General features: G+C 73.6%; 20 protein-coding genes. 9 read left to right on the top strand and 11 right to left on the bottom strand.

The features are described 5' to 3' along the window. Positions 1-37 precede the first annotated feature (37 nt). Both SM573_RS12045 and SM573_RS12050 read left to right on the top strand, forming a co-directional pair. Positions 38-2266, top strand: a complete 2229-nt coding sequence (locus SM573_RS12045) for a hypothetical protein (protein WP_474616095.1) — start codon at positions 38-40, stop codon at positions 2264-2266. Between the two features lie 164 nt (positions 2267-2430). Further along, positions 2431-4026, top strand: coding sequence for a ricin-type beta-trefoil lectin domain protein (locus tag SM573_RS12050; protein WP_474616096.1), 1596 nt, complete (start codon positions 2431-2433; stop codon positions 4024-4026). 124 nt (positions 4027-4150) lie between these two features. Here the strand turns inward: SM573_RS12050 and SM573_RS12055 are convergent, their stop codons facing one another. From SM573_RS12055 to SM573_RS12075, 5 genes are all read right to left on the bottom strand, one after another. Further along, positions 4151-4741, bottom strand: coding sequence for a hypothetical protein (locus SM573_RS12055; RefSeq protein ID WP_474616097.1), 591 nt, complete (start codon positions 4739-4741; stop codon positions 4151-4153). A gap of 58 nt (positions 4742-4799) precedes the next feature. Next, positions 4800-6278 carry a sensor histidine kinase gene (locus tag SM573_RS12060; RefSeq protein WP_474616098.1) on the bottom strand — a complete coding sequence of 493 codons (1479 nt, stop codon included), beginning with the start codon at positions 6276-6278 and terminating at the stop codon, positions 4800-4802. Next, entirely contained in the window at positions 6271-6963 is a 693-nt protein-coding gene (locus SM573_RS12065; RefSeq protein ID WP_474616099.1) for a response regulator transcription factor, read from the bottom strand. Before SM573_RS12065 ends, SM573_RS12060 begins: the two co-directional genes overlap by 8 nt. Before the next feature lie 75 nt (positions 6964-7038). After that, positions 7039-7551, bottom strand: a complete 513-nt coding sequence (locus SM573_RS12070) for a hypothetical protein (RefSeq protein WP_474613518.1) — start codon at positions 7549-7551, stop codon at positions 7039-7041. A gap of 173 nt (positions 7552-7724) precedes the next feature. Continuing rightward, positions 7725-8897 carry a thiolase family protein gene (locus tag SM573_RS12075; protein ID WP_474613517.1) on the bottom strand — a complete coding sequence of 391 codons (1173 nt, stop codon included), beginning with the start codon at positions 8895-8897 and terminating at the stop codon, positions 7725-7727. Positions 8898-9018: 121 nt separating this feature from the next. On the opposite strand from SM573_RS12075, the gene SM573_RS12080 reads away from it, so the two are divergent. Next, the gene (locus tag SM573_RS12080) at positions 9019-9453 is read left to right on the top strand and encodes a PH domain-containing protein (protein ID WP_474613516.1); all 435 of its coding nucleotides are present in this window, start codon (positions 9019-9021) and stop codon (positions 9451-9453) included. Between the two features lie 76 nt (positions 9454-9529). Here SM573_RS12080 and SM573_RS12085 read toward each other — a convergent pair whose 3' ends face one another. Together SM573_RS12085 and SM573_RS12090 are read right to left on the bottom strand one after the other, a co-directional pair. Next, positions 9530-10450 carry a rhomboid family intramembrane serine protease gene (locus tag SM573_RS12085; RefSeq protein ID WP_474613515.1) on the bottom strand — a complete coding sequence of 307 codons (921 nt, stop codon included), beginning with the start codon at positions 10448-10450 and terminating at the stop codon, positions 9530-9532. 55 nt (positions 10451-10505) lie between these two features. Continuing rightward, on the bottom strand, positions 10506-11036 hold the full coding sequence (locus SM573_RS12090; RefSeq protein ID WP_474613514.1) for a peptidylprolyl isomerase: 531 nt from the start codon (positions 11034-11036) through the stop codon (positions 10506-10508). Between the two features lie 84 nt (positions 11037-11120). Here SM573_RS12090 and SM573_RS12095 point away from each other — a divergent pair, with 84 nt between their 5' ends. Then, positions 11121-11915, top strand: coding sequence for a hypothetical protein (locus SM573_RS12095; protein WP_474613513.1), 795 nt, complete (start codon positions 11121-11123; stop codon positions 11913-11915). 118 nt (positions 11916-12033) lie between these two features. Here the strand turns inward: SM573_RS12095 and corA are convergent, their stop codons facing one another. The 3 genes from corA to SM573_RS12110 all read right to left on the bottom strand — a co-directional run bounded on the left by corA (position 12034) and on the right by SM573_RS12110 (position 15255). Beyond that, complete coding sequence (corA, locus tag SM573_RS12100) at positions 12034-13182, bottom strand: magnesium/cobalt transporter CorA (RefSeq protein WP_474613512.1); 1149 nt, start codon at positions 13180-13182, stop codon at positions 12034-12036. 403 nt (positions 13183-13585) lie between these two features. Continuing rightward, the gene (locus SM573_RS12105; protein ID WP_474616100.1) at positions 13586-14680 is read right to left on the bottom strand and encodes an aminotransferase-like domain-containing protein; all 1095 of its coding nucleotides are present in this window, start codon (positions 14678-14680) and stop codon (positions 13586-13588) included. A 182-nt stretch (positions 14681-14862) separates the two neighbouring features. Next, on the bottom strand, positions 14863-15255 hold the full coding sequence (locus SM573_RS12110) for a CBS domain-containing protein (RefSeq protein WP_474613510.1): 393 nt from the start codon (positions 15253-15255) through the stop codon (positions 14863-14865). A gap of 115 nt (positions 15256-15370) precedes the next feature. On the opposite strand from SM573_RS12110, the gene SM573_RS12115 reads away from it, so the two are divergent. The 5 genes from SM573_RS12115 (at position 15371) to SM573_RS12135 (ending at position 19162) form a co-directional block, all read left to right on the top strand. Further along, positions 15371-15820 (top strand): NUDIX domain-containing protein, encoded by a 450-nt coding sequence (locus SM573_RS12115; protein WP_474613509.1) that lies wholly within the window; start codon positions 15371-15373, stop codon positions 15818-15820. Further along, on the top strand, positions 15817-16587 hold the full coding sequence (locus SM573_RS12120; RefSeq protein WP_474613508.1) for a hypothetical protein: 771 nt from the start codon (positions 15817-15819) through the stop codon (positions 16585-16587). The genes SM573_RS12115 and SM573_RS12120 overlap by 4 nt, the downstream gene beginning before the upstream one ends. Positions 16588-16678: 91 nt before the next feature. Continuing rightward, positions 16679-17410, top strand: coding sequence for a phosphocholine cytidylyltransferase family protein (locus tag SM573_RS12125; protein ID WP_474616101.1), 732 nt, complete (start codon positions 16679-16681; stop codon positions 17408-17410). Then, positions 17398-18465 carry an iron-containing alcohol dehydrogenase family protein gene (locus tag SM573_RS12130; protein ID WP_474613506.1) on the top strand — a complete coding sequence of 356 codons (1068 nt, stop codon included), beginning with the start codon at positions 17398-17400 and terminating at the stop codon, positions 18463-18465. The genes SM573_RS12125 and SM573_RS12130 overlap by 13 nt, the downstream gene beginning before the upstream one ends. Beyond that, positions 18449-19162 (top strand): CDP-alcohol phosphatidyltransferase family protein, encoded by a 714-nt coding sequence (locus tag SM573_RS12135; RefSeq protein ID WP_474613505.1) that lies wholly within the window; start codon positions 18449-18451, stop codon positions 19160-19162. Before SM573_RS12130 ends, SM573_RS12135 begins: the two co-directional genes overlap by 17 nt. A 75-nt stretch (positions 19163-19237) precedes the next feature. Here the strand turns inward: SM573_RS12135 and SM573_RS12140 are convergent, their stop codons facing one another. Beyond that, positions 19238-20521: a glycosyltransferase family 4 protein gene (locus SM573_RS12140; protein WP_474616102.1), complete on the bottom strand. Its 1284-nt coding sequence runs from the start codon at positions 20519-20521 to the stop codon at positions 19238-19240. Positions 20522-20572: the final 51 nt, after the last annotated feature.

Genomic DNA, 20572 nt, shown 5'->3' on the forward strand with positions numbered 1-20572 from the left:
GCGTGGCGCGGTGGCCGGATGGTGTTTACTTCCCGCCATGTCGGCAGCCGGCTACCTGCTCGCCGTGGCGCCCGTCGCCGCCACGATCCTGCTCGCCCGTGCCACCCGACCGAAGGACGATGCGGTGACACCGCGGCGGCTGGCCGCCGTCCGGGCAGCGCTGCTCACCGGGAGTTACGCCGTGCTCACGGTCGAGGTGCTCGGCGCGCTGCACCTGCTGACCACGCCCGCCTTCACCGCCGCCTGGTTGCTGTTCCTCGCCGCCGCCACGGTCGCGGCGCAGTGGCGCCGGCGCCGGGACGCGGGGCGGCGCGACGAGTCGCCGGCCGTCACGCCGCGGCAGGTGCCGGTCGGGGCGGGCGCCGGAGCGGTCGACCCCCGCGCCCCGGCCCCGGCGGGCGCCGTCCGCCCGGTCACCGCCCCTCCCGCGACGGAGACGACCCCGGCGTACGCGCGGTGGCGACGCCGCCCGACCGAGCTGTGGCGTACGGCCGGACCGGGCGAGCGCCTGCTGGCCGGCACGATCGGAGGGCTGCTCCTGGTGGAGCTGGTCGTCGCGCTCCTGGCCGAACCCAACAACTTCGACTCGCAGACGTACCACCTGCCCAAGGTCGAGCGCTGGGTCGCGCAGGGCCACCTCGACTTCTGGCCGACCGCCATCCACCGGCAGGTGACGATTCCGCCCGGGGCGGAGTACCTGCTGCTGCACCTGCGCCTGCTCACCGAGGGTGACCGGCTGCACAATCTGGTGCAGTGGGCGGCCGCGGTGGTGTGCCTGCTGGTGGCCACCCGCGTCGTCGCGCAGTTGGGCGGCGGGCGCCGAGCCCAGCTGCTGACCGCGTTCCTGCTCGCCACCACCCCGATGGTGCTGCTGCAGGCGACCAGCACGCAGACCGACCTCGTGGTGGCCGCCTGGGTCGGCTGCGCGGCGACCCTGGTGCTGGACGGGCTCCGGTGCCGCACCGGGCCGGGCACGCTGCTCGCGCTGGGCGCCGCCGCGGGGCTGACCGCGCTGACCAAGACGAGCGGATTGATCGGAGTGGGCCCGCTGCTGGTGCTCTGGGGGCTGGCCCAGCTCCGGCTGAGCCGCACGCGGCATCCCGGACGGCGAGCGCCGCTGCCGTCCCCCCGCCTCGCGGCTGTCGGGGGGATCGCCCGGACGGTCGGTGGCTCGATGCTTGTCCTGCTGGTCGCCGCGGCGATCGTCGGCCCGTTCCTGGTCCGGGTGACCGCGGACTTCGGGCACCCGCTCGGGCCACCCCGGCTACGCGAGTCGATCCCCATGGAGCGGCACGACCCGCCCTCGGTGCTGATCAACGCGCTGCGGATCGCGCACACCGCCTTCGACACGCCGCTCGCGCCGCTGCGCCGCGCCGCCGCCGAGTCGATCGTCCACGGCGCGGGGCTCATCGGCGTGGACCCGCAGGACCGGGAGACCACGTTCGGCCGGGAGCGGTTCCCGGAGCCGGCCTGGTATCCGGACGAGGACCGGGTGGCGTTCCCGATCGTCGGGTCACTGGCGCTGCTCGGGGCGGTCCTCGCGCTGGTGCGGCCGGGACGCCTGGCCCCGGCGCGCGCCCGGGCGCTGCGGGCGTACGCGGTCGCGGTCGTCGTGGCGGTGCTGCTGCACACCGCGATGATCAAGTGGCAGCCGTGGGGCAACCGGCTGCTGCTCTACGCCCTCGTGCTGGCGACCCCGCTGGCCGGGCTCTGGCTGGACGACCTGTTCCGTCGAGGCGGCCGAGGGGCCGGCGCCCTCGGGACGGCCGACGGTGGCCCCGCGTCCACCAGCTCCGGGCGGCGGCGGTCGGTGGCCGTGTCGGCGGCGGTGACCGTGCTGGCCACCTCGGCGCTGGCCGGCGTCCTCTCGGTGTCGTACGGCTTTCCGCGCCGGCTGGTCGGCGCGGGTTCGGTCTTCACCACCTCCGACTGGGACACCCGCTTCCTGCGCCGCCCGCAGTGGGCGGAGGAGTTCCGCTGGGCCGCCGACGCGGTACGCGACAGCGGTGCCCGCCGGATCGGTCTGGTGCAGCAGAACGACAACTGGGAGTACCCCTGGTGGCTGCTGCTGCGTGCGGCGGACGGGAGGCCGCCGGAGCTGCTCGCGTTGCAGTCGGTGCTGCCCGAGCGCCCGCCGGCCCACCCGTCCTCGGTGGACGCGGTCGTCTGCACCGGGCCCCGTGCCGCGTGCACGCGCCTGGTGCCGCCCGGTTGGCGGGTGGAGTACCGGGGCTACGTCGGGTACGCCCTGCGCCCCGGCCGCTGAGTCGCGGCCGCCGCCGTGCGCCCCGGGGAGTCCGGATCGCCCGAAGGGCGCGGTTCTACGCTCCCCGCGCAAGGATCACGAGACGCATTCACATCTATCTCTGCGCACGTTACTTTCTGGTAACTCAATCGACGTCCCGCGATTGAGTGGAAAGGAGTGCGTCGATGCCTGTCACCTCTGCCGGGCGTACGCGGACCCGACGGCGGGCCCTCGCCACCGTCGTCGCCGCCGCTCTCGCCCTGCCGATGCTCGCCGGACCGGCCACCCCCGCCGCCGCGGCCGACCGACCGACCGTCCAGCCACTCCCGGCGAACCTCGAGGCCGTCCGGGCCGCCGAGGCGACCGCCCTCTACGGAAGCCCGGGAATCCGTCCCATCGAGCAACGCCGCACCGCGCTCGTCACCATGGGCGACAGCGAGATCTCCGGGGAAGGGGTCGGCAACTACGTCCCCGGCACCCACGAACCCGGCAACTGGTGCGACCGCTCGTACGACCAGGCGGTGTTCCGTACCGGCATCCCGGCCGACGAGAGGTACAACATCGCCTGCTCCGGGGCGACCCCGTGGAACCTCATCGCCGGCGGGCCGACCCAGCACAACGAGCTGAACCAGGGCGACTACCTGGCGATCAAGGCGCGCAACACGCACATCAAGCTGATCTGGGTGGTGGTCGGCGCGAACGGTGACGGCACCATCCAGTTCGGCCCGGTCGCCACCGACTGCGCCATCCGGCGGGTCTTCTTCCAGGGCCCGTGCTACCCGACCTACACCGACGAGTGGACGGTCCGCACCGACGGCAGCCGGCAGGCCGTCGAGGACGCGCTCACCGACATCCGGAACACCATGACCAAGGCCGGCTACCTCGCCAGCGACTACGAGTTGGTGCTGATGTCGTACCCGAGCCCGGGCAGCCCGGATGTCGAGGACAACCCGGACTTCCCCGGCTGGTACGCGGGCGGGTGCCTGCTCTACCTGGCCGACATGGCGTTCGCCCGCAACAAGGCGGTGCCGCTCTTCGAGTCGGCGCTGCGGACGGCCGCCGCCAACACCGGCACCCGCTACCTGGACGCCAGCCGGCTCTTCCACGGCCACGAGGTCTGCACCGACAGCACGGCGGTCCGCGGCCTCTACATCGAGCTGGGCATCTGGGACGAGAACGCGGCCCGCCAGTCGTTCCACCCCAACTACCGCGGGCACGGCATGTTCGCCCAGTGCATCACCCAGTTCTGGCACTCCGGCCAGCAGCACGCCACCTGCGTCGACCCGGCCAGCACCGGCACCGGCGTGCTCTACTCCGGTCTGTTCGAGTTCAAGCAGCTGCGCAACGCGGCCACCGGCACCTGCGTGGACGGCAAGGGGTACGACTCACGCAACGGCACGCAGCAACAGTCGTACGCCTGCCACGGTGGGCGCAACCAGGGCTTCTGGTACGACCCGACCCGCCAGTCGCTGCACTCGGAGCTGTCGCACGACCGCTGCCTCGACGTCGCCAACGGGTCGCTGACCAGCGGCACCGCCGTGAACATCTACGACTGCCACGGCGGAGCGAACCAGAAGTTCGTCTTCGTGGGCAACCAGCTCAAGCCCGCCGGCAACGCCAACCTCTGCGTGGCCTTCGACAACCCGCTGCTCGGCACGCCCCGGCTGCGGTTGGCCACCTGCTCGACGAGCACCCGGCAGCGGTGGTCCTTCGAGTCCCGCACCATCGCCGACCCGGTCGGCTACGGCCACGACGACTTCATCGGCTCCCGCGTCTACTGACCCCGTCGCCCTCCCCCACTCCCGCGACCGTGCGCTCTCGGCACCCGGCGCGAGCCGCGACCGGCCCGAATCGAGGGCGCGAGCCGCACCATCGCGGGAGTGTGGAGGGGCTCGGGAGCGCGGGTCAGGCGGCGCGGGGAATGACGACCAGGCGGGCGACCCCGTCGTCGCCGCTCTTGGCACCGGCCACGCCGAGCGTGGCGCCGACCTTCAGGGCCGCGGGCTGGACCGAGGACCGCCGCTCGATCACCCGCAGGTCGTCGCCGAACCGCCAGGTCATCGTGAAACCGTCGGTGGACCGCACCGTCATCGAGTCGCCGTCGATCGCGGTCACCTCGCCGCGCTGCACGGCGATCGTCCTCGTACCGCCGTCCCTGTCGGTGACCACGACCTCGCCGTGCAGGGTGTTGCGGCGCAGCAGCACGCGGGCCTTGCGGCGCTCGCGGAGCTGCTCGGCCCGCTCCCGGCGCGGGCCGGACGCCGTGGCCGTGGGCGCCGCCGACGGCGCGGCCGGCGCGAGCGCCTCCACCACCTCCAGGTCGCCCGCGTCGAAGCCCATCGCGGCGAGCGCCTGGCCCTCGGCGCCCATCGCGGCGGTCACCTCGACCGCGGCCTCACGAGCAGGCTGACCGGCCACCTCGGCAGCGCACCCGCCGAGCCCGAGCGTGACCGCCGCGAGCAGTGCCGTGCCGGTCGTGAATCTCCACCGAGCCATGACTCTCCCTCTCGTCCGTCAGGTGCCGCCAGCCTCGCGCACCGGGACGAGCGCGGTGTCAGACCGATGTTCGGTTCAGGTAAGGATCCGGGGGCAGCCGGACCGTGAAGGCCGCGCCGCCCTCGGCGGCGTGCCCCGCCACGATCTCGCCGCCCAGCCGGCGGACCAACCCGGCCGCGAGCGCCAGGCCGAGCCCGCTGCCCACCTTCCGCACCCCCCGGTACCGCTGGTGCAGCGCGCCCCGCTCGAACGCCACCGCCAGGTCGTCGTCGGTGAAGCCGGGTCCGCCGTCGCGGACCTCGACGATGCCACCGGACGCCGGGGCGGGCCCGGCCGGACGGACGGCGAGCACCACCGGCGCCCCCGGCGGCACGACCCGCAGCGCGTTCTCCAAGAGCCCGTCGACCACCTGCCGGATCCGCCCCGGATCCGTGTACGCGGGGACCGGCCCGTCCGGCCGCTCGACCCGGAAGCCGACGCCGACGGCCGCGCACCGGGCCGTCCACGTCCGCTCCGCGTCGGCGGCCAGCCGGGCCAGGTCGACCGGCGCCGGTTCCAGCGGAAAATCGGCCGCCTCCAGTCGGGCCAGCGCCAGCAGGTCGCGGACCAGCCGGTCCAGATGCTCGGCCTCGGCGAGCACGGTGCGCCCGGTGCCCGCCACCTCGTCCGGCCCGATCACCCCGTCCGCGAGGGCCTCCGCGTACCCCCGGATCGCGGTCAGCGGGGTACGCAGCTCGTGCGACACGGAGAGCAGGAACTCCCGCTGCCGCCCCTCACTCGTGGCGAGCGCGGCGGCCAGCCCGTTCAGCGCGTACGCCAGGTCGGCCACCTCGTCGGGCGGCTCGACCGGCACCCGCACCGCCCGGTTGCCGGCGCGGAGGCGGGCCGCGGCGGTCGCCGCGGTGCGGATCGGCCGGGCCAGCCGTCGGGCGAGCAGCAGCCCCGCCACGACGCCGGCGGCCAGACCGGCGAGCAGGGGCGCCCAGAGACCCCGCAGCACCTGTCCCCAGAGACCGGCCGGGACCGGCCGGGACAGCACCACCCCGTTGCCGTTCGGCAGGGCCCGCCCCTCGACGAGCGCCGGCCGCCCGTCCACGAGCCGGCGGGCCGAGACGTTGCGCCCCCCGGCGATCCGCTCGACGACGCGCGGCGGCAGGCCGGGCCGGTCCGCGACGCCGCCCCGGATCAGGAACGCGTCCACGCCGAGCGCGCGCAGCTGGCGGATGAGCCGCTCCTCGTCCGCGGTGCGGCCGCGGTCCAGCCGGGTCCGCAGCACCTCGGCGGCCAGCCGGGCCTGCGCGGTCAGCGCCTCCCGGTCGCGCCGCTCGGCGCCGCGCACCGCGAGCGGCACCGCCACGATCGCGGTGACCAGCACGGAGACCAGCGCCACCGCGCAGGTGACCAGCACCGCCCGGGCGGTCAGGGTGCGCCCCAACCGGCTGCGGGGCGGCGGCTGCCCCGCCGCGCCGAGCACCGGCAGCGCCACGGTGGGCGGTGCGGCGTCAGGCGGGCGGCGAGGGTCGGCCGGCTCAGGCATCGGCCGCGTACCCCACGCCCCGGTGGGTGCGGATCACACTGGCCGCGCCGAGCTTCGCGCGCACCTGCGCGACGTGCACGTCGACGGTGCGCGTACCGGCGTGGGCGGCGTACCCCCAGACCGCGGCGAGCAGCTCCTCGCGGGTGAAGACCCGCCCCGGGCGCGCCATCAGATGGGCGAGCAGATCGAACTCGGTCGAGGTGAGCTGGACCGGGGCGCCGGCGGCGGTCACCGTGCGGCGAGCCGGGTCGAGCGCCACCGCCCCCATGACGCGGGGCCGGTCCCGGGCGTCCGGCGGGCCGGCCGAGCGCCGCAGGACCGCGCGGACCCGGGCGACCAGTTCGCGAGGGCTGAACGGCTTGGTGACGTAGTCGTCCGCACCCAGCTCCAGGCCGACGATCCGGTCCACCTCGTCGTCCCGAGCGGTCAGGAAGATGACCGGGGTCCAGTCACCGGCCTCGCGCAGTCGCGCGCAGACCTCCGTCCCGGGCAGACCGGGCAGGGCGATGTCCAGCACGCAGGCCACCGGACGCAGCCGGCGGGCGGCGGCCAGGCCGGCGTCGCCGTCCCGCTCCAGGTGTACGCCGAAACCGTCCCGGCCGAGGTAGAGCCGAACCAGGTCGGCGATGGCGGGCTCGTCCTCGACCACGAGGACGAGGCCACGCTGCGGCGGGTCGTGGGTCACACGCCCATGATTGCCGACCGGAGGCCCGCGGCGCGGCCGGCGGATGTTCGGATCAGGTAAGGCGCGCCGGACGGCTCAGCGGACGGCGGCCGGCCGGAGGGCGGCGGGCCGGGCACCGGACGGAGCCTCGCCGATGGTGGCGACGATGCGTTCCCGGGCCGTCCGCAGCCGGGTGCGGAAGGCGTGGTTGAGCAGGGCGTCGAGCTGCCACACCTGCTTCGGGTGGCTGGTGCGGATCAGGAACCGCTCGCGGACGCCGTCGATGGCGGTGGCGGCCAGCTCGACCGAGTGCAGGCGCGCGTCGGGGCTCCAGGTGACGTTGCTGAGTTCGCGCAGTTCGGTGTTGAGGTGCAGGCGGAGCCGGTGCAGCACCCGGGTCTGCTGGGTGACCACGAGTCGCCGGTGGGTGAGCAGGAGCAGGTACTCGCCGCCGACCGGACGGTCGGGGCGGCTGCACCGGGAGACGAGGATGGTGGCGTCGCCCGAGCCGACGCAGCGGCGGAAGACGGGCATGTGCCGGCTGACGGTCTGCACCGCCAGCCCGGCCTCGGCGGCGGCCGGAAGGAACGTTCGGGAGAAGACGTCCATGACCTGCCCAACGACGCCCACAGGTGGGTGACGTGGGTCACGCCGAGATTTTGCAACTTCCACGTCCCGCGTCGCACCGCCTGTCCGACATTCGCGGACGGGACCGCGGCCCAGCCCTCGTCGGAGGTCGGGAGTTCGGCGAGCCGGCCGGGCGACGCTGCCGGGGACGGGCGTCAGAGCAGCTCCACGATGGTGGCGTTGGCCATGCCGCCGCCCTCGCACATGGTCTGCAACCCGTAGCGGATCCCGTTGTCCCGCATGTGCTGGAGCATGGTGGTCATGATCCGGGCGCCGGAGGCACCGAGCGGGTGCCCGAGTGCGATGGCCCCGCCGCGCGGGTTGAGGCGCTCCGGGTCCGCCTCGGTCTCGGCCAGCCACGCCAGCGGCACCGGGGCGAACGCCTCGTTCACCTCGTACACCCCGATCTCCTCGATGCCCAGCCCCGCGCGGCGCAGCGCCTTCGCGGTGGCCGGGATGGGCGCGGTGAGCATGGCGACCGGGTCGTCGGCGGCGACGACGGCGGTGTGGATCCGCGCCAGCGGGCGGAGGCCGTGGCGGCTGGCCCACTCGCCGGTGGTCACGGCGAGCGCGGCCGCGCCGTCGGAGATCTGTGACGCGGACCCGGCGGTCACCACGCCGTCGGCCCGGAACGGGGTGGCCAGCTCGGCGAGCTTCTCCAGGGAGGTGTCCCGGCGGATGCCCTCGTCCACGGCGAACTTGCCGCCGTCGCCGAGCACCACCGGGGCCAGCTCGGGGTCGAACGCGCCCGCGTCCTGCGCGGCGGCCGCCTTCTCGTGGCTGGCCAGCGCGAACTCGTCGAGCTGGGTGCGGGAGAAGCGCCACCGCTGCGCGATCAGCTCGGCGCCGACGCCCTGGTTGAACGGGAGCGGCGAATCCTCGGCGAAGCCCTCCACGCCCCGATAACGGTCACGGATCGTGTCGCTGAACGGCATCCCGCCGGCCACGCTGGAGCCCATCGGCACCCGCGTCATCGACTCGACCCCGCCCGCGACCACCAGGTCGGCCTGACCGGAGAGCACCGTCGCCGCGGCGAAGTGCAGGGCCTGCTGGCTGGAGCCGCACTGCCGGTCCAGAGTGGTGCCCGGCACCGACTCCGGCCACCCGGCGGCCAGCACACCGTTGCGGGCGATGTTCCAGGACTGCTCACCCACCTGGGACACGCAGCCCCAGACGACGTCGTCGACCTGCGCCGGGTCGATGCCGGTGCGCTCGGCGAGCGCGCGCAGCACGTGCGCCGAGAGGTCGACCGGGTGCACGCCGGCCAGGCTGCCCTTGCGCCGCCCGACGGGGGTGCGTACCGCGCCGACGATGACCGCGTCACTCATGACTACTCCCCGGTAACTTGGGCTGCCCCCGATCCTACGTCCTCCACGGCCCCGGCGTCGCGCCCCAGGGCACGCCATCGTGCGGCACCGCCGGCCACCCGCGCACTGGCATGCTGGGCGGGTGGAGGAGACGTTCCCGGTACGGCAGTGGCGGGTGCCCGCGATCCTGCCCGCGGCGAAGCTCGCCGCGGCGGTCCTGCTGGTCTCGATCGGCCTGCTCTTCGCCGACGGCGATCCGGTGCGCCTGGCGCTGGCCTGCCTGGCCGCCGCCGCGCTGGCCGCCTGGGCGGCCCGCGACCTGGTGGCGCCGGTCCGGCTGGCGGCCGACAACACCGGGGTCACGGTCATCCACGGGTTCGCCGGGCATCGGCGTCTGCCCTGGACGGCGATCGCGGCGATCACCGTGGACCGCCGGTCCCGGCTGGGCCTCGCCACCGAGACGCTGGAGATCGACGCCGGCGAGTCCCTGCACCTGTTCAGCCGGTACGACCTCGGCGCCGAGCCGGGGGAGGTGGCCCGGCTGCTGCGTGTGGCGCGCACGGCCGCCGGCGCGTGACCGGGGTCACGCACCGGCGCGACGGCAGTCGGCGCCCGTCGAGGGCGCGGGGTGCGGGCCGGCCCTGAGTCGGCGGTCAGCTGGCCAGGAGTTGGGCCGTCCGGACCAGGGCCAGCCCCAGCAGGATCAGCACGATGACCGCGCCGCCGCCGAACTGCACGAGCGACCGACGGGACCGGGGCGCGTACGCGAGCACCAGACCCATCAGCGCGCCGATCACCAGGCCGCCGAGGTGCCCGGCGATGGAGATCCCCGGCACGGTGAACGTGAAGATCAGGTTGATGACGAGGATCGGCAGGATCGCTGAGGTGTCCCGGCCGAGCCGCCGCATGATCACGAAAACCGCGGCGAAGAGACCGAAGATGGCCGTCGACGCGCCGACCGTCGGGTTGTTCCGCGGGTCCGTCACCAGGTAGACCGCGACGTTGCCACCGAAGCCGGCGATCAGGTAGAGCGCGAGGAACCGGACGCGGCCGAGCACCGCCTCCAGATCCCGGCCGAGGACCCACAGCGCCCACATGTTCAGCAGCAGATGCAGCAGGCCGTAGTGCAGGAACATCGCGGTGACCAGGCGGTACCACTCGCCGGCCGCGATGCCGTGCACGGGCCCGAAGGGGACGTACGAGGCGTAGCCCAGCACGCCGCCCCAGAGGGTGAGCGGCGTGGAACCGCCGAGCAGCCCGCCGAAGCCGGAGCCGCCCACGGCCGCGTCGCCACCCCGGTCGCTCGCGATGGAGGCGATCATGGCCAGGAGGTTGATCGCGATCAGGATCTTGGTGACGTAGCCGTGGCGGCCGGCGGCACCGCCGCCGAAGACGGTACGCGCCGGCCGCACGCTACGACGTCCTTCGTTGACGCACTCCGGGCACTGGTGCCCGACCGACGCCGCCCGCATGCAGTCCGGGCAGATCGGCCGGTCGCAGCGGGTGCAGCGGACGTACGTCTCCCGGCCGGGGTGTCGGTAGCAGACCGGGGTGGTCGGCGGCGACTCGCTCACCGTGCCCACCCTCCGGAGCGCTCAATCATGCGAGCAAAGGTACCTCGCGCGCGCCTCAGGACGGGTTGCGCTCGATCTCGACCCGCTCGATGACGACGTCCTGGAGGGGACGGTCGCTCGGGCCGGTCGGGGTGTTGGCGATCGAGTCGACGACCTTCGCCGACTGCTCGTCGGCCACCTGACCGAAGATGGTGTGCCGGTTGTTCAGGTGCGGCGTCTGGGCGACGGTGATGAAGAACTGCGAGCCGTTGGTGCCCGGCCCGGCGTTCGCCATCGCCAGCAGGTAGGGCCGGTCGAAGCGCAGCTCCGGGTGGAACTCGTCGGCGAACTTGTAGCCCGGGCCGCCGCGACCGGTGCCGGTCGGGTCACCCATCTGGATCATGAAACCGGCGATGACGCGGTGCGAGATGGTGCCGTCGTAGTACGGCCCCTTGCCCGGCTGGCCGGTGCGGGGGTCGACGTACTCGCGCGTGCCCTCGGCCAGCTCCACGAAGTTGCGGACGGTCTTCGGGGCGTGGTTCGGAAAGAGTTCCAGCCGGATCGGGCCGGCGTTGGTGTGCAGGGTGGCGTAGATGGACTCGGCCACGGGTACTCCTCACTCGTTGGTCAGTTCCATGCGGATCCTCCCATGTGCCCGATCTGGCATCACGGAGGCATCCGAGGGTGGAGGATGACGGAGGAACAACTCCCAGGAGGTGGGACCGTGTTTGGAATGGGGCGGCGCAAGTCCCATGGGCAGCTCGCGAAGGTCGAGCTGGACCAGAGCATCAGTCACCTGATGCAGGCAGCCACGTACGCCGCGAAGGGCGCCGGCGCGACGGTCGGCCCGCGGGTCCAGGCGGCCCGCGACCACGTCGGACCGACGGCGGCGAAGCTGCGTGACCGCGCCGCGACCGGCTGGGGGACGACGCTCACCTCGCTCGCACCGCTCGCCGCCGCCGCTCGCGACGGCGCCGTGCAGGCGGGTTCGATGACCAGGAAGGCGAAGTCGAAGAACATGCGGATCAGCGGGAAGAAGAAGCAGTCGCGGGGTCGCGGCCGGATGATGACCGGTCTGCTGGCCGCGGGCGCCATCGCCGGTGTGGCCGGGATGATGGCCGCGCGGCGCCGCCGGGAACAGCAGGAGTGGGCGGAGTACGACCCCACCCGCACGCTGGAGCCGATGCGGGACGAGGTCGACACCATCGAGGTGCAGACCCGGTCGACCCCGGGGGGCGCGAAGATGGCGGACGCGAGCAGTTCCGGAATGGGCGGTGGCCCGACCGGCGCCGGCAGTTCGGCGGTGGCCGGCGGGCCCAGCGCCTCGACCACGCCGGCCAGCACCGCGAGCAGCACGTCGAAGGTGCAGCCGACCGGGAAGGTCCCCTCGGTGGCCGAGGGGGCGAAGGACGTCTCCGGTCGCCCGGCGGACGACCTGACGAAGGCCATGGGCAAGGACACCGCCCGGACGAACGGGCGCCGCTGACCGCGGCCTCAGCGGAGAGCGCCGGCGAGGCGGGGAGACCCGCAACGCCGGCGCTTCCGCTTCCCCGCGGCGTCGCACCGCCGCCGCGGTCGGCTCGGAGCCATCCGTTGTGGGCGGCTCAGAGCCAGCCGTTGCGGCGGAACCAGCGGTACAGCGTGTAGGAGAAGCCCAGCATCAGCGCCCAGACGACGGGGTAGCTGTACTTCCAGTCCAGCTCCGGCATGTACGTGAAGTTCATGCCGTAGATGCCCGCGATCGCCGTCCAGACGGCGGCGATGGCGGCCCACGCCGCGATCTTGCGCATGTCGTTGTTCTGGTCGACGGTGACCTGGGCGAGCCGCGCCTGGAGGATCGAGTTGAGCAGGTCGTCGTAGGAGTTCACCTGCTCGACGGTGCGGCTGAGGTGGTCCTGCACGTCCCGGAAGTAGCGCCGGATCTCCTTCGGCACCTCCCGGTTGACCTGTGAGGTCAGCGTCAGCAGCGGACGTTGCAGCGGCACCACGGCCCGCTTGAACTCCACCAGTTCCCGCTTCATCTGGTAGATCCGCTGGATCCGACCGCTCCCGTTGCGGTCGAAGACCTGCGCCTCCAGGGTGTCGAGGTCGTCCTCGATCTTGTCGGCGACCTCCAGGTAGAGGTCGACCACCCGGTCGGTGATCGCGTACGCGACCGCCCAGGGCCCGTGGAGGAGCAGCTCCTGCTTGTTCTCCAGGTCGGCGCGTACCGGGGAGAGCCGGCAGGCGTCGCCGTGCCGGACGCTGATGAGGAAGTTCGGGCCGATGAAGAGCATCACCTGCCCGGTCTCCACCACCTCGGAGTGCTCGGTCAGCTCGGTGTGCTCGCAGTAGCGGGCGGTACGCAGTGCCAGGAAGCTGACGTCACCGAACTGTTCGAGCTTCGGGCGCTGCGCCGCCTTCACGGCGTCCTCGACGGCCAGCTCGTGCAGCCCGTACGTGGCTGCGATGGCGCTCATCTCGTCGAGCTCCGGCTGGTGCAACCCGAGCCAGACGAACCCGTGGTCCTGCTGGCGGGCCGCGGCCAGGGCGTCGGCGTAGTTCCAGTCGCCGGGCTGCCGCTTGCCGTCGACGTAGAGCGCGCAGTCGACCACCGCGTTGTGCCCCGACTCGGCGGGCTCGGGTGCGCGCGGGGTGCCGTCCGTGCTCAGGATGCGCGTCATCGCGCGCACCGGCGCCGCCCAGGCCCGCGGCCGTGGCAGCCGCCCGCCGTTCTGCGTGGTCCCCCGGTCCCGATCCTCTCGACCTGACATCGCGCCCCCTCTCCACGCTCCGCCACCCGCCGGTCCGGCCGGCTGGGGGCTGCCGCTCCCGGCCCGCAGGCCGGATTGCAGGGTACGCCGCACGGGGCGGTGACTGCCCGTGACGGATCGGTCGGGTTGCGGCGCCGGGCGGGCCGGGTCGCATCGGGGGGTGAGGGGACGACGCGGCCCACCCGGCGCCCTTTGGGGGCGGGGGTTGTGCTGGTCACGCCACTCGTCGCGGGTGCCGCGGGTCTGAAGCCCGCCCGGCGCCGGCTCGGCCGGCATCGAGGCCCGGGCGGTGACCTCCACTACACCTCGTGAATGACGCTCGCAGCATTGTGGGCCGCCGTCCGCCCGGGCGGGAGTCCCCGGGCGGTCGACAACGTCCTTCTGTCGGGAATCCGACAGAAACTCACCCGCGGACTGCTTCCACCGCTTCGGCGAGTCGGCGTACACCCTCATCGATCTTGTCCGCGGTGACGGCCGAGAAGGCGAGCCGCAGCGCGTGCTGACCACCGTCGATGACGAAGTCGCTGCCCTTCACCACGGCCACACCGCGCTCGGCGGCCGCCGGGGTGAGCCGGTCGACCAGCACGTCCTCGGGGAACTCCACCCACAGGAAGTAGCCGCCGTCCGGCTCCACGAACCGGGCCTGCGGGAGGTGGCGCCGCAGCGACTCGGCGAGCACCCGGGCCCGCTCCCCGAGCGCCGCCCGGACCGTCTCGATCGAGCGGTCGATCTCACCCGAGACGCAGAACTGGTACACGATCGCCTCGGACACCATGCCCGGCGAGATGTAGAGGCTTGTCGCCTTCTTCGCGATGTCGGCGATCAGGTCGGCCGGGCCGACCAGGTATCCGACCCGCACCCCGGGGCAGACCGTCTTGGTGAAGCTGGAGGCGTGCACCACCACGCCGCGGGTGTCGAGCGAGAGCATCGACGGCAGCGGCTCGCCCCGGAACCGGATGTCGGCGTACGGGTCGTCCTCGAAGATCGTGAACTCGTACTCCGCCGCCAGGTCGAGCAGCTCGCGCCGCTTCTCCAGCGAGAGCGTCACGCCCGCGGGGTTCTGGTAGTTCGGGATGACGTGCGCCAGCCGGGGGCGGACCCCGGACTCCAGCAGCTTGCGCAGCTCCGCGGTGTCCAGGCCGTCCGGCTGGATCGTCACGCCGTGCAGCTCGCCGCCCATGCGCTTGAGGTTGAGCAGCGTCCGGTCGTAGGTCGGCCGCTCGACGACGACCGCGTCGCCCGGCCGGACCAGGTGGTCGAAGAGGAACGCGTCGGCCTGGAGGGAGCCGTTGGTGATCAGCACCTGCTCCGGTGCCACCCCGTGCTTCTCCGCGATCCACTTCCGCAGGGGTGGGTACCCCACGGACGTGCCGTACGCCGTGACCCCCGCGGGGTCGGCGTCGAACGCGCGGACGGCGGCGGCCTTGAGCCCCTCGACATCGACGATGTCCAGCGAGGGAGCTCCACGGGCGAAGGAGATCAGCTGCTCGGCGGTCATGGCTGTTGAGCGTACGGGCGGCCCCGGCGGCTACGCCGACGGCACGGCGATGTCCGCATCCTGAGCCACCGGGTCGGGTGACCTGGGCGGGGCCCGCGGGACGGCAAGTCGGACCGGAAGGTCGAGCGGGTCGTGCTGCGCCCGGCCACCGGCACTGTCCCGCCCCGGGCCCGCCTCGCCGCTCAGCCGGTCGACGCCATCCGGCTGCCCGCCCAGACCCGCACGATGTCGCGTACGGAGATCACCCCGGCCACCTCGCGCCCGTCCAGCACCACCAGGTGGCGGAAGCCGCCCCGGGCCATCGCCGCCGCGGCCTCCTCGATCGTCCAGTCGGGGCCGGCGTAGACCACGTCCCAGGTCAGGTGGGAGCCGGTGCGCTCCACGTCGCAGTCGAGCCCGGCCCCGATCGCGTTGAGCACGTCTCGTTCGGTCATGATCCCGATGCCCTCGGAATCAGGGTCGATCACCACGGCCGAGCCGACCCGGCGGGCCGCCATCATCCGGGCCGCCTGCCGGAGCGTGTGCTCCGGACCGACCACGAGGACCTGGCTCGACATCGCTTCCCGTACCTGCATCACGCATCACCCCTGTGGGACGGTGGCATCCGGTACGGACATAGTGGGCGTTCGATGTTAACGGAACAAGACCTCGGCATCGCCGACGCGCCCGGCGGCTCGCTACTGTCGGGGCGTGTCCACCGAGCCTCTGCGCTGCGCCGGCGCGCTCATCGTCGACGACGAGGGCCGCATCTTCTTCCAGCGCCGGTCCCCGGACCGACGCCTCTTCCCCAACTGCTGGGACGTGGTGGGCGGCCACCTGGAGCCCGGTGAGGACGTCGAGGCGGCCCTGCGGCGCGAGGTGATCGAGGAGACCGGCTGGCATGTCGCGCGCGTGCTCCGCCCGGTCGGTGAGTACCGCTACGTGGGTGACGACGGCCTGGAGCGGATCGAGAGCGACTGGCTCGTCGAGGTGGAGGGCGATCTCGACCGGCCCCGGCTGGAGGTGGGCAAGCACACGGAGTTCCGCTGGCTCGCCGAGGAGGACGTGACCCTGCTGGACGAGCACCGGGACGTCAACGACGGGCTGATCCGCCGGATCGCGGAGGAGGCGTTCGCCGCCCTGCGCGCGATGGGTCGGTGAACCACACCGTCGAGCTGGCGCCGCACCGGTTCGCCGGGTTGGTCGCACCGGCCGTCGACCGGACCCTCGCCGCCGGCCTGCGCGCCGGGCGGGAGGGGGGCGGCGCCGAGCTGAGCCAGCGGTACGGCGGGCCGGCGGCGACCGAATTCCTGGTCGAGTTCCGCACCCGGTTCGCCGAACCCGGAGGGCTGATCGACGCCCCAGGGTTCACCGCGGTCACCCGGTACCGGGACGCGGCGGAGTGCCGGCGGGCGCTGGACAAGCACGTGGCGTACGGGATGCTGCACCGTCGGCCGGACGGCGCGCTCGTGGCCACGGAGCGCGGACTGGCCTTCCTCGACGAGCTCTGGCGCCTGCACGGCCAGGTGACCGCGGAGCTCTGGGCCGGGCACGAGGAGCGGGTCGTCCGGGTCGTCGAGGCGCTCGGCCGGCTCCTGGCGTACGGGCTGCTGCTCGCCGCCGAGCAGCCCGGATCGGCGGGGGCCGCGTTCGCCGCGATGTCGCCGCCGCACGAGCCGGACGGCACCCCGCCCGGAGTGCTGCTGCTCAACCGGCTCGACACCCTGCGCCACCACCGGGCCGACGCGCACGCCGCCGCCGGGGCCGCCGCCGGGCACACCGCGCTCAGCGTCGCCGCCCTGCCGCCCGGCCCCGAGCGGACGGCGATCGAGCAGGAGACGGACCGCCGTGCGGCCGGCCCGTTCACCGCGCTCACCCCGGACGAGCGGCTGGGCATGTTGGCCGATCTCGCCGCCCTGCCCGGGTGACGGTCTGATGAACCCCGGTTGACCGGAGGCGTACCGACAGGCGGCGCTATCCTCGCCCGGTGAACGGGAGTCGTACGAGGAGGACGTCGGCATGATCGGGATGGTGCTCGCAGCCGGGGCCGGACGCCGGCTGCGTCCGTACACCGACACCCTGCCCAAGGCGCTCGTGCCGGTCGACGGTGAGGTCACCATCCTCGACATCGCGTTGCGCAACCTGGCCGAGGTGGGCCTCACCGAGATCGTGATCGTCGTCGGCTACGCGGCCGACGCCGTCCGGGCGCGCAAGGCCGACCTGGAGAAGCGGTACGGCGTCACGCTCACCCTGGTGCACAACGACAAGGCCGAGGATTGGAACAACGCGTACTCCCTCTGGCTGGCCCGTGAGTACTTCGCCCGGGGCGTCCTGCTCGTCAACGGTGACACCGTGCACCCGGTGAGCGTGGAGAAGACCCTGCTCGCCGAGCGGGGGCCCGGCATCCTGCTCGCCGTGGACACCCTCAAGCCGCTGGCCGAGGAGGAGATGAAGACCACCTTCGACGCGGCCGGCCAGCTCACCCGCATCACCAAGCTGATGGACCCGGGCGAGGCGTACGGGGAGTACATCGGCGCCACGCTGATCGAGCCGCAGGTGGCCGACGCGCTCGCCGACGCCCTGGAGACGACCTGGCGGCGCGACCCGAACCTGTACTACGAGGACGGCTACCAGGAGTTCTCCGACCGGGGTGGCGAGGTCCGGGCCGCCCCGATCGGGGACGTCGCCTGGGTCGAGGTCGACAACCACGCCGATCTGGCCCGGGCGCGGGAGATCGCGTGCCGCTACTAGCCCGCACCGTCAACACCCCGTTGCTGATCGAGGTCCGCCGGGGTGCGGTGGCGGACCTGGGTCCGCTGCTCGTCGACAGGCGCATCTCGTCCGGCGGCGACGTCGCCGTGGTGGTCGGTCCCGGCCAGGGCGAGAAGATCGTCGAGCTGTGCCGGCCCAGCCTGGGCTCGGCCGACGTGTTCACCGTCACCGGCGGCACCGTCGACGCGGCGAACGAGCTGGGCACCCGCCTGCGGGCCCGCTCCTACGACGCGGTGGTGGGCATCGGGGGCGGGAAGACCATCGACACGGCCAAGTACGCCGCCTCCCGGTACGGGATCCCGATGGTCAGCGTCGCCACCTCGCTCGCCAACGACGGCATCGCGTCGCCGACCGCCTCCCTGGACCACGAGGGCGGCAAGGGTTCGTACGGCGTGCACATCCCCATCGCGGTGATCGTCGACCTGGACTTCGTGGAGAACGGCCCGGACCGGCAGACCCAGGCGGGCATCGGGGACGCGGTGAGCAACCTGAACGCCTGCGCGGACTGGGAGCTGGCCCACGACGTCCGCGGGGAGCCGATCGACGGGCTCGCCGTGACGCTCGCCCGGTCCGGCGCCGAGGCGCTCGTCAACCACCCCGGGAAGATCACCGATGACGGCTTCCTCACCACGCTCGCCGAGGCGCTGATCCTCGGCGGCCTCGCGAGCTCGGTCTGCGGGTCCACCCGACCGGCCAGCGGCGGCGACCACGAGATCTCGCACGCCATCGACCACCTCTTCCCCGGCACCGCCTCGCACGGGGAGCAGGCCGGTCTCGGCGCGCTGTTCTGCACGTTCCTCCACGGCGACCTGGAGCGGTTCGGCCAGCTCGCCCGGTGCCTGCACCGGCACGGCCTCGCCACCTCCCCCGCCGACCTGGGCCTGACCGACGAGCAGTTCGTCGAGGTGGTGGCCTTCGCCCCCCGTACCCGGCCGGACCGCTACACGATCCTCGAACACCTGTCGCTGTCCGCCGACGACCTCCGGACCCGGCTTGGAGACTACGTTGACGCCCTCCGTGACCACCTTGGCTGAGCCGTCCCACCCGCGGGTCGCGGACTTCCACCGCACGAACCGGGGCGGCGGGCTGTTCAGCGAGTCGATCAGCCAGTGGCTGGGCGCGGTGTTCGCGGCCGGCGCGCACCGGCTGGGGTTGCGGCCGACCGCGCTGACCCTCACCAACCTGGTCATCGGGCTGGCCACCTCGGTCACGGTGGTCGCGCTCGCCGGCCGGGTGGCGGCCGGCGAGACCCCGGCCTGGGCGGTCGGGCTGCTGGCCCTGGTCGGGTGGCAGGTGGCGTACGCCCTGGACTGCGCGGACGGCCAGCTCGCCCGGGTGACCGGTCAGGGCAGCGCGGCGGGCGCCCGGGTGGACGTGCTCTGCGACGTGGCGGCCCAGATCGCTCTGGTCGCGGCGCTCGCGTCGACGGCCGTGGCGCAGCACCCGTCGACGCCGACGTGGCTGGTCGCCCTCTTCGCCGGCACCTGGATGGTCAACCTGGTCACCTCGGTGATGCAGGCGGGCCCGAACGCGGCGAGCATGGTGACCTCCACCTCGCTGCCCGTACGCCTGGTGAAGCTGGTCCGCGACTACGGGGCGGTGATCTTCGTGGCCGGGTTGGTGCTGCTCCTCGCTCCCGCCCTCACGCTCTGGGTCGTGGCCGCCTTCACCGTGGTCAACGGCGGCTTCCTGCTGGCCAGCATCGCGTTCAGCGCCCGCGCCAGCCTCTGACCCATCGGGATCTTGGTGAGGAAGCGCCCCTGGAGGGGCGGCTTCCTCACCGAGATCGCGGCGTGGGAGGGCGGGTCAGGTGAGGGTTCGGTAGATGTCGATCAGCTGCGTGGTGACCACGTCGGGGTGGAAGGTGCGCTCGTAGCGTGCCCGCGCCGCCGGCGCGACGGCGGCGGCGCCCGCGCGGGCGACCGGAAGGGCCGCCGCCAGCGCCGGAGCCTCCGGCGGGACCACCCAGCCGGCCTCGCCCGCCACGAGCCCGGCCGGCACGGCGGTCGTACCGGCCGGCGGCGCCGACGCCGGCACCGCCGCGGCCGTCGGGGTCGCGGCGGACGCCACCTCGGCCGGCCCGGTGCCCGCCGGCACGCGCGGGGTGTCCGCCCCGACGAGGTACGGGATGCCGCCGAGCGCCGTGCCGAGCACCGGCCGGCCGCTCGCCATCGCCTCGATGATCACCGTGGGGAGCACGTCGTGCCAGGTGGAGGTGGCGAGCACCACGGCGCTCGCCTCCAGCGCGGCGCGGACCCCCGCCCGGTCCAGCGGCCCCAGGAACGTGACGTCCGACCGCTGCGCGGCGGCCGCCTCGGCCAGCGGGCGCAGCTCGCCGTCACCGGCGATCCGCAGCGGGCCGAGCGAGCCCTCCGGGTGCCGGCGCCAGGCGTCGAGCAGCAGGTCCAGCCCCTTCTCGGGGGAGAGTCGCCCGAGGAAGAGGAAGCCGTCACCGGGCGGGGCCGGCTGTCCCGGGTCCGGGATGCCGTTCGGCTTCACCACGATCCGGTCGGCGGGGATGCCGTAGTCCCGCAGGTGCGCGGCGACCGCCGAGGTGAGTGCGATGAACCGGTCCACCGATCGCCAGGTGGGCCGGTGGACGGCCAGCGTGGTGGCCATCAGCGCGCTCTGGACCCGGGAGTCGCGGTAGCAGCGGTGCACGATCGCCGGCACGCCGAGGGCGCGCCCCCGGCAGTCCTGGCAGATCATCCCGTCCCGGAAGTAGAGCCCGGAGGAGCAGACCTGCCGGTAGTTGTGCACGGTCTGCACGACCGGGACACCGTGCCGGTGGGCGGTACGAACCACCCAGGGGGAGAGCAACGGGTACGGGTTGTGCAGGTGCAGCACGTCGGGCCGGTGCTCGGTGATCAACCGGCTCAGGTCCTGCTGGGCGCGCGGCGCGTAGATCGGTGAGACGGGCAGCAGCGCCTTGGCCGTACGCGGCATGGTGGCGATCTCGTCCGAGCTGCGGATGAACGGCAGCACCTCGACCCCGGCCGCGCCGAGCTGGGCGATCTCGGCGTCGACGATGGTGTTCTCACCGGACGGCTGCGCCTGCCGGTACCGGTTGTGCGCCACCACGATCTTCACGAAGCTCGCCTCTCGTTCGCGACTGCGGGACTCGCAAGCTCGTTCCTCGCG

This window comes from Micromonospora xinjiangensis (genome assembly GCF_056150165.1).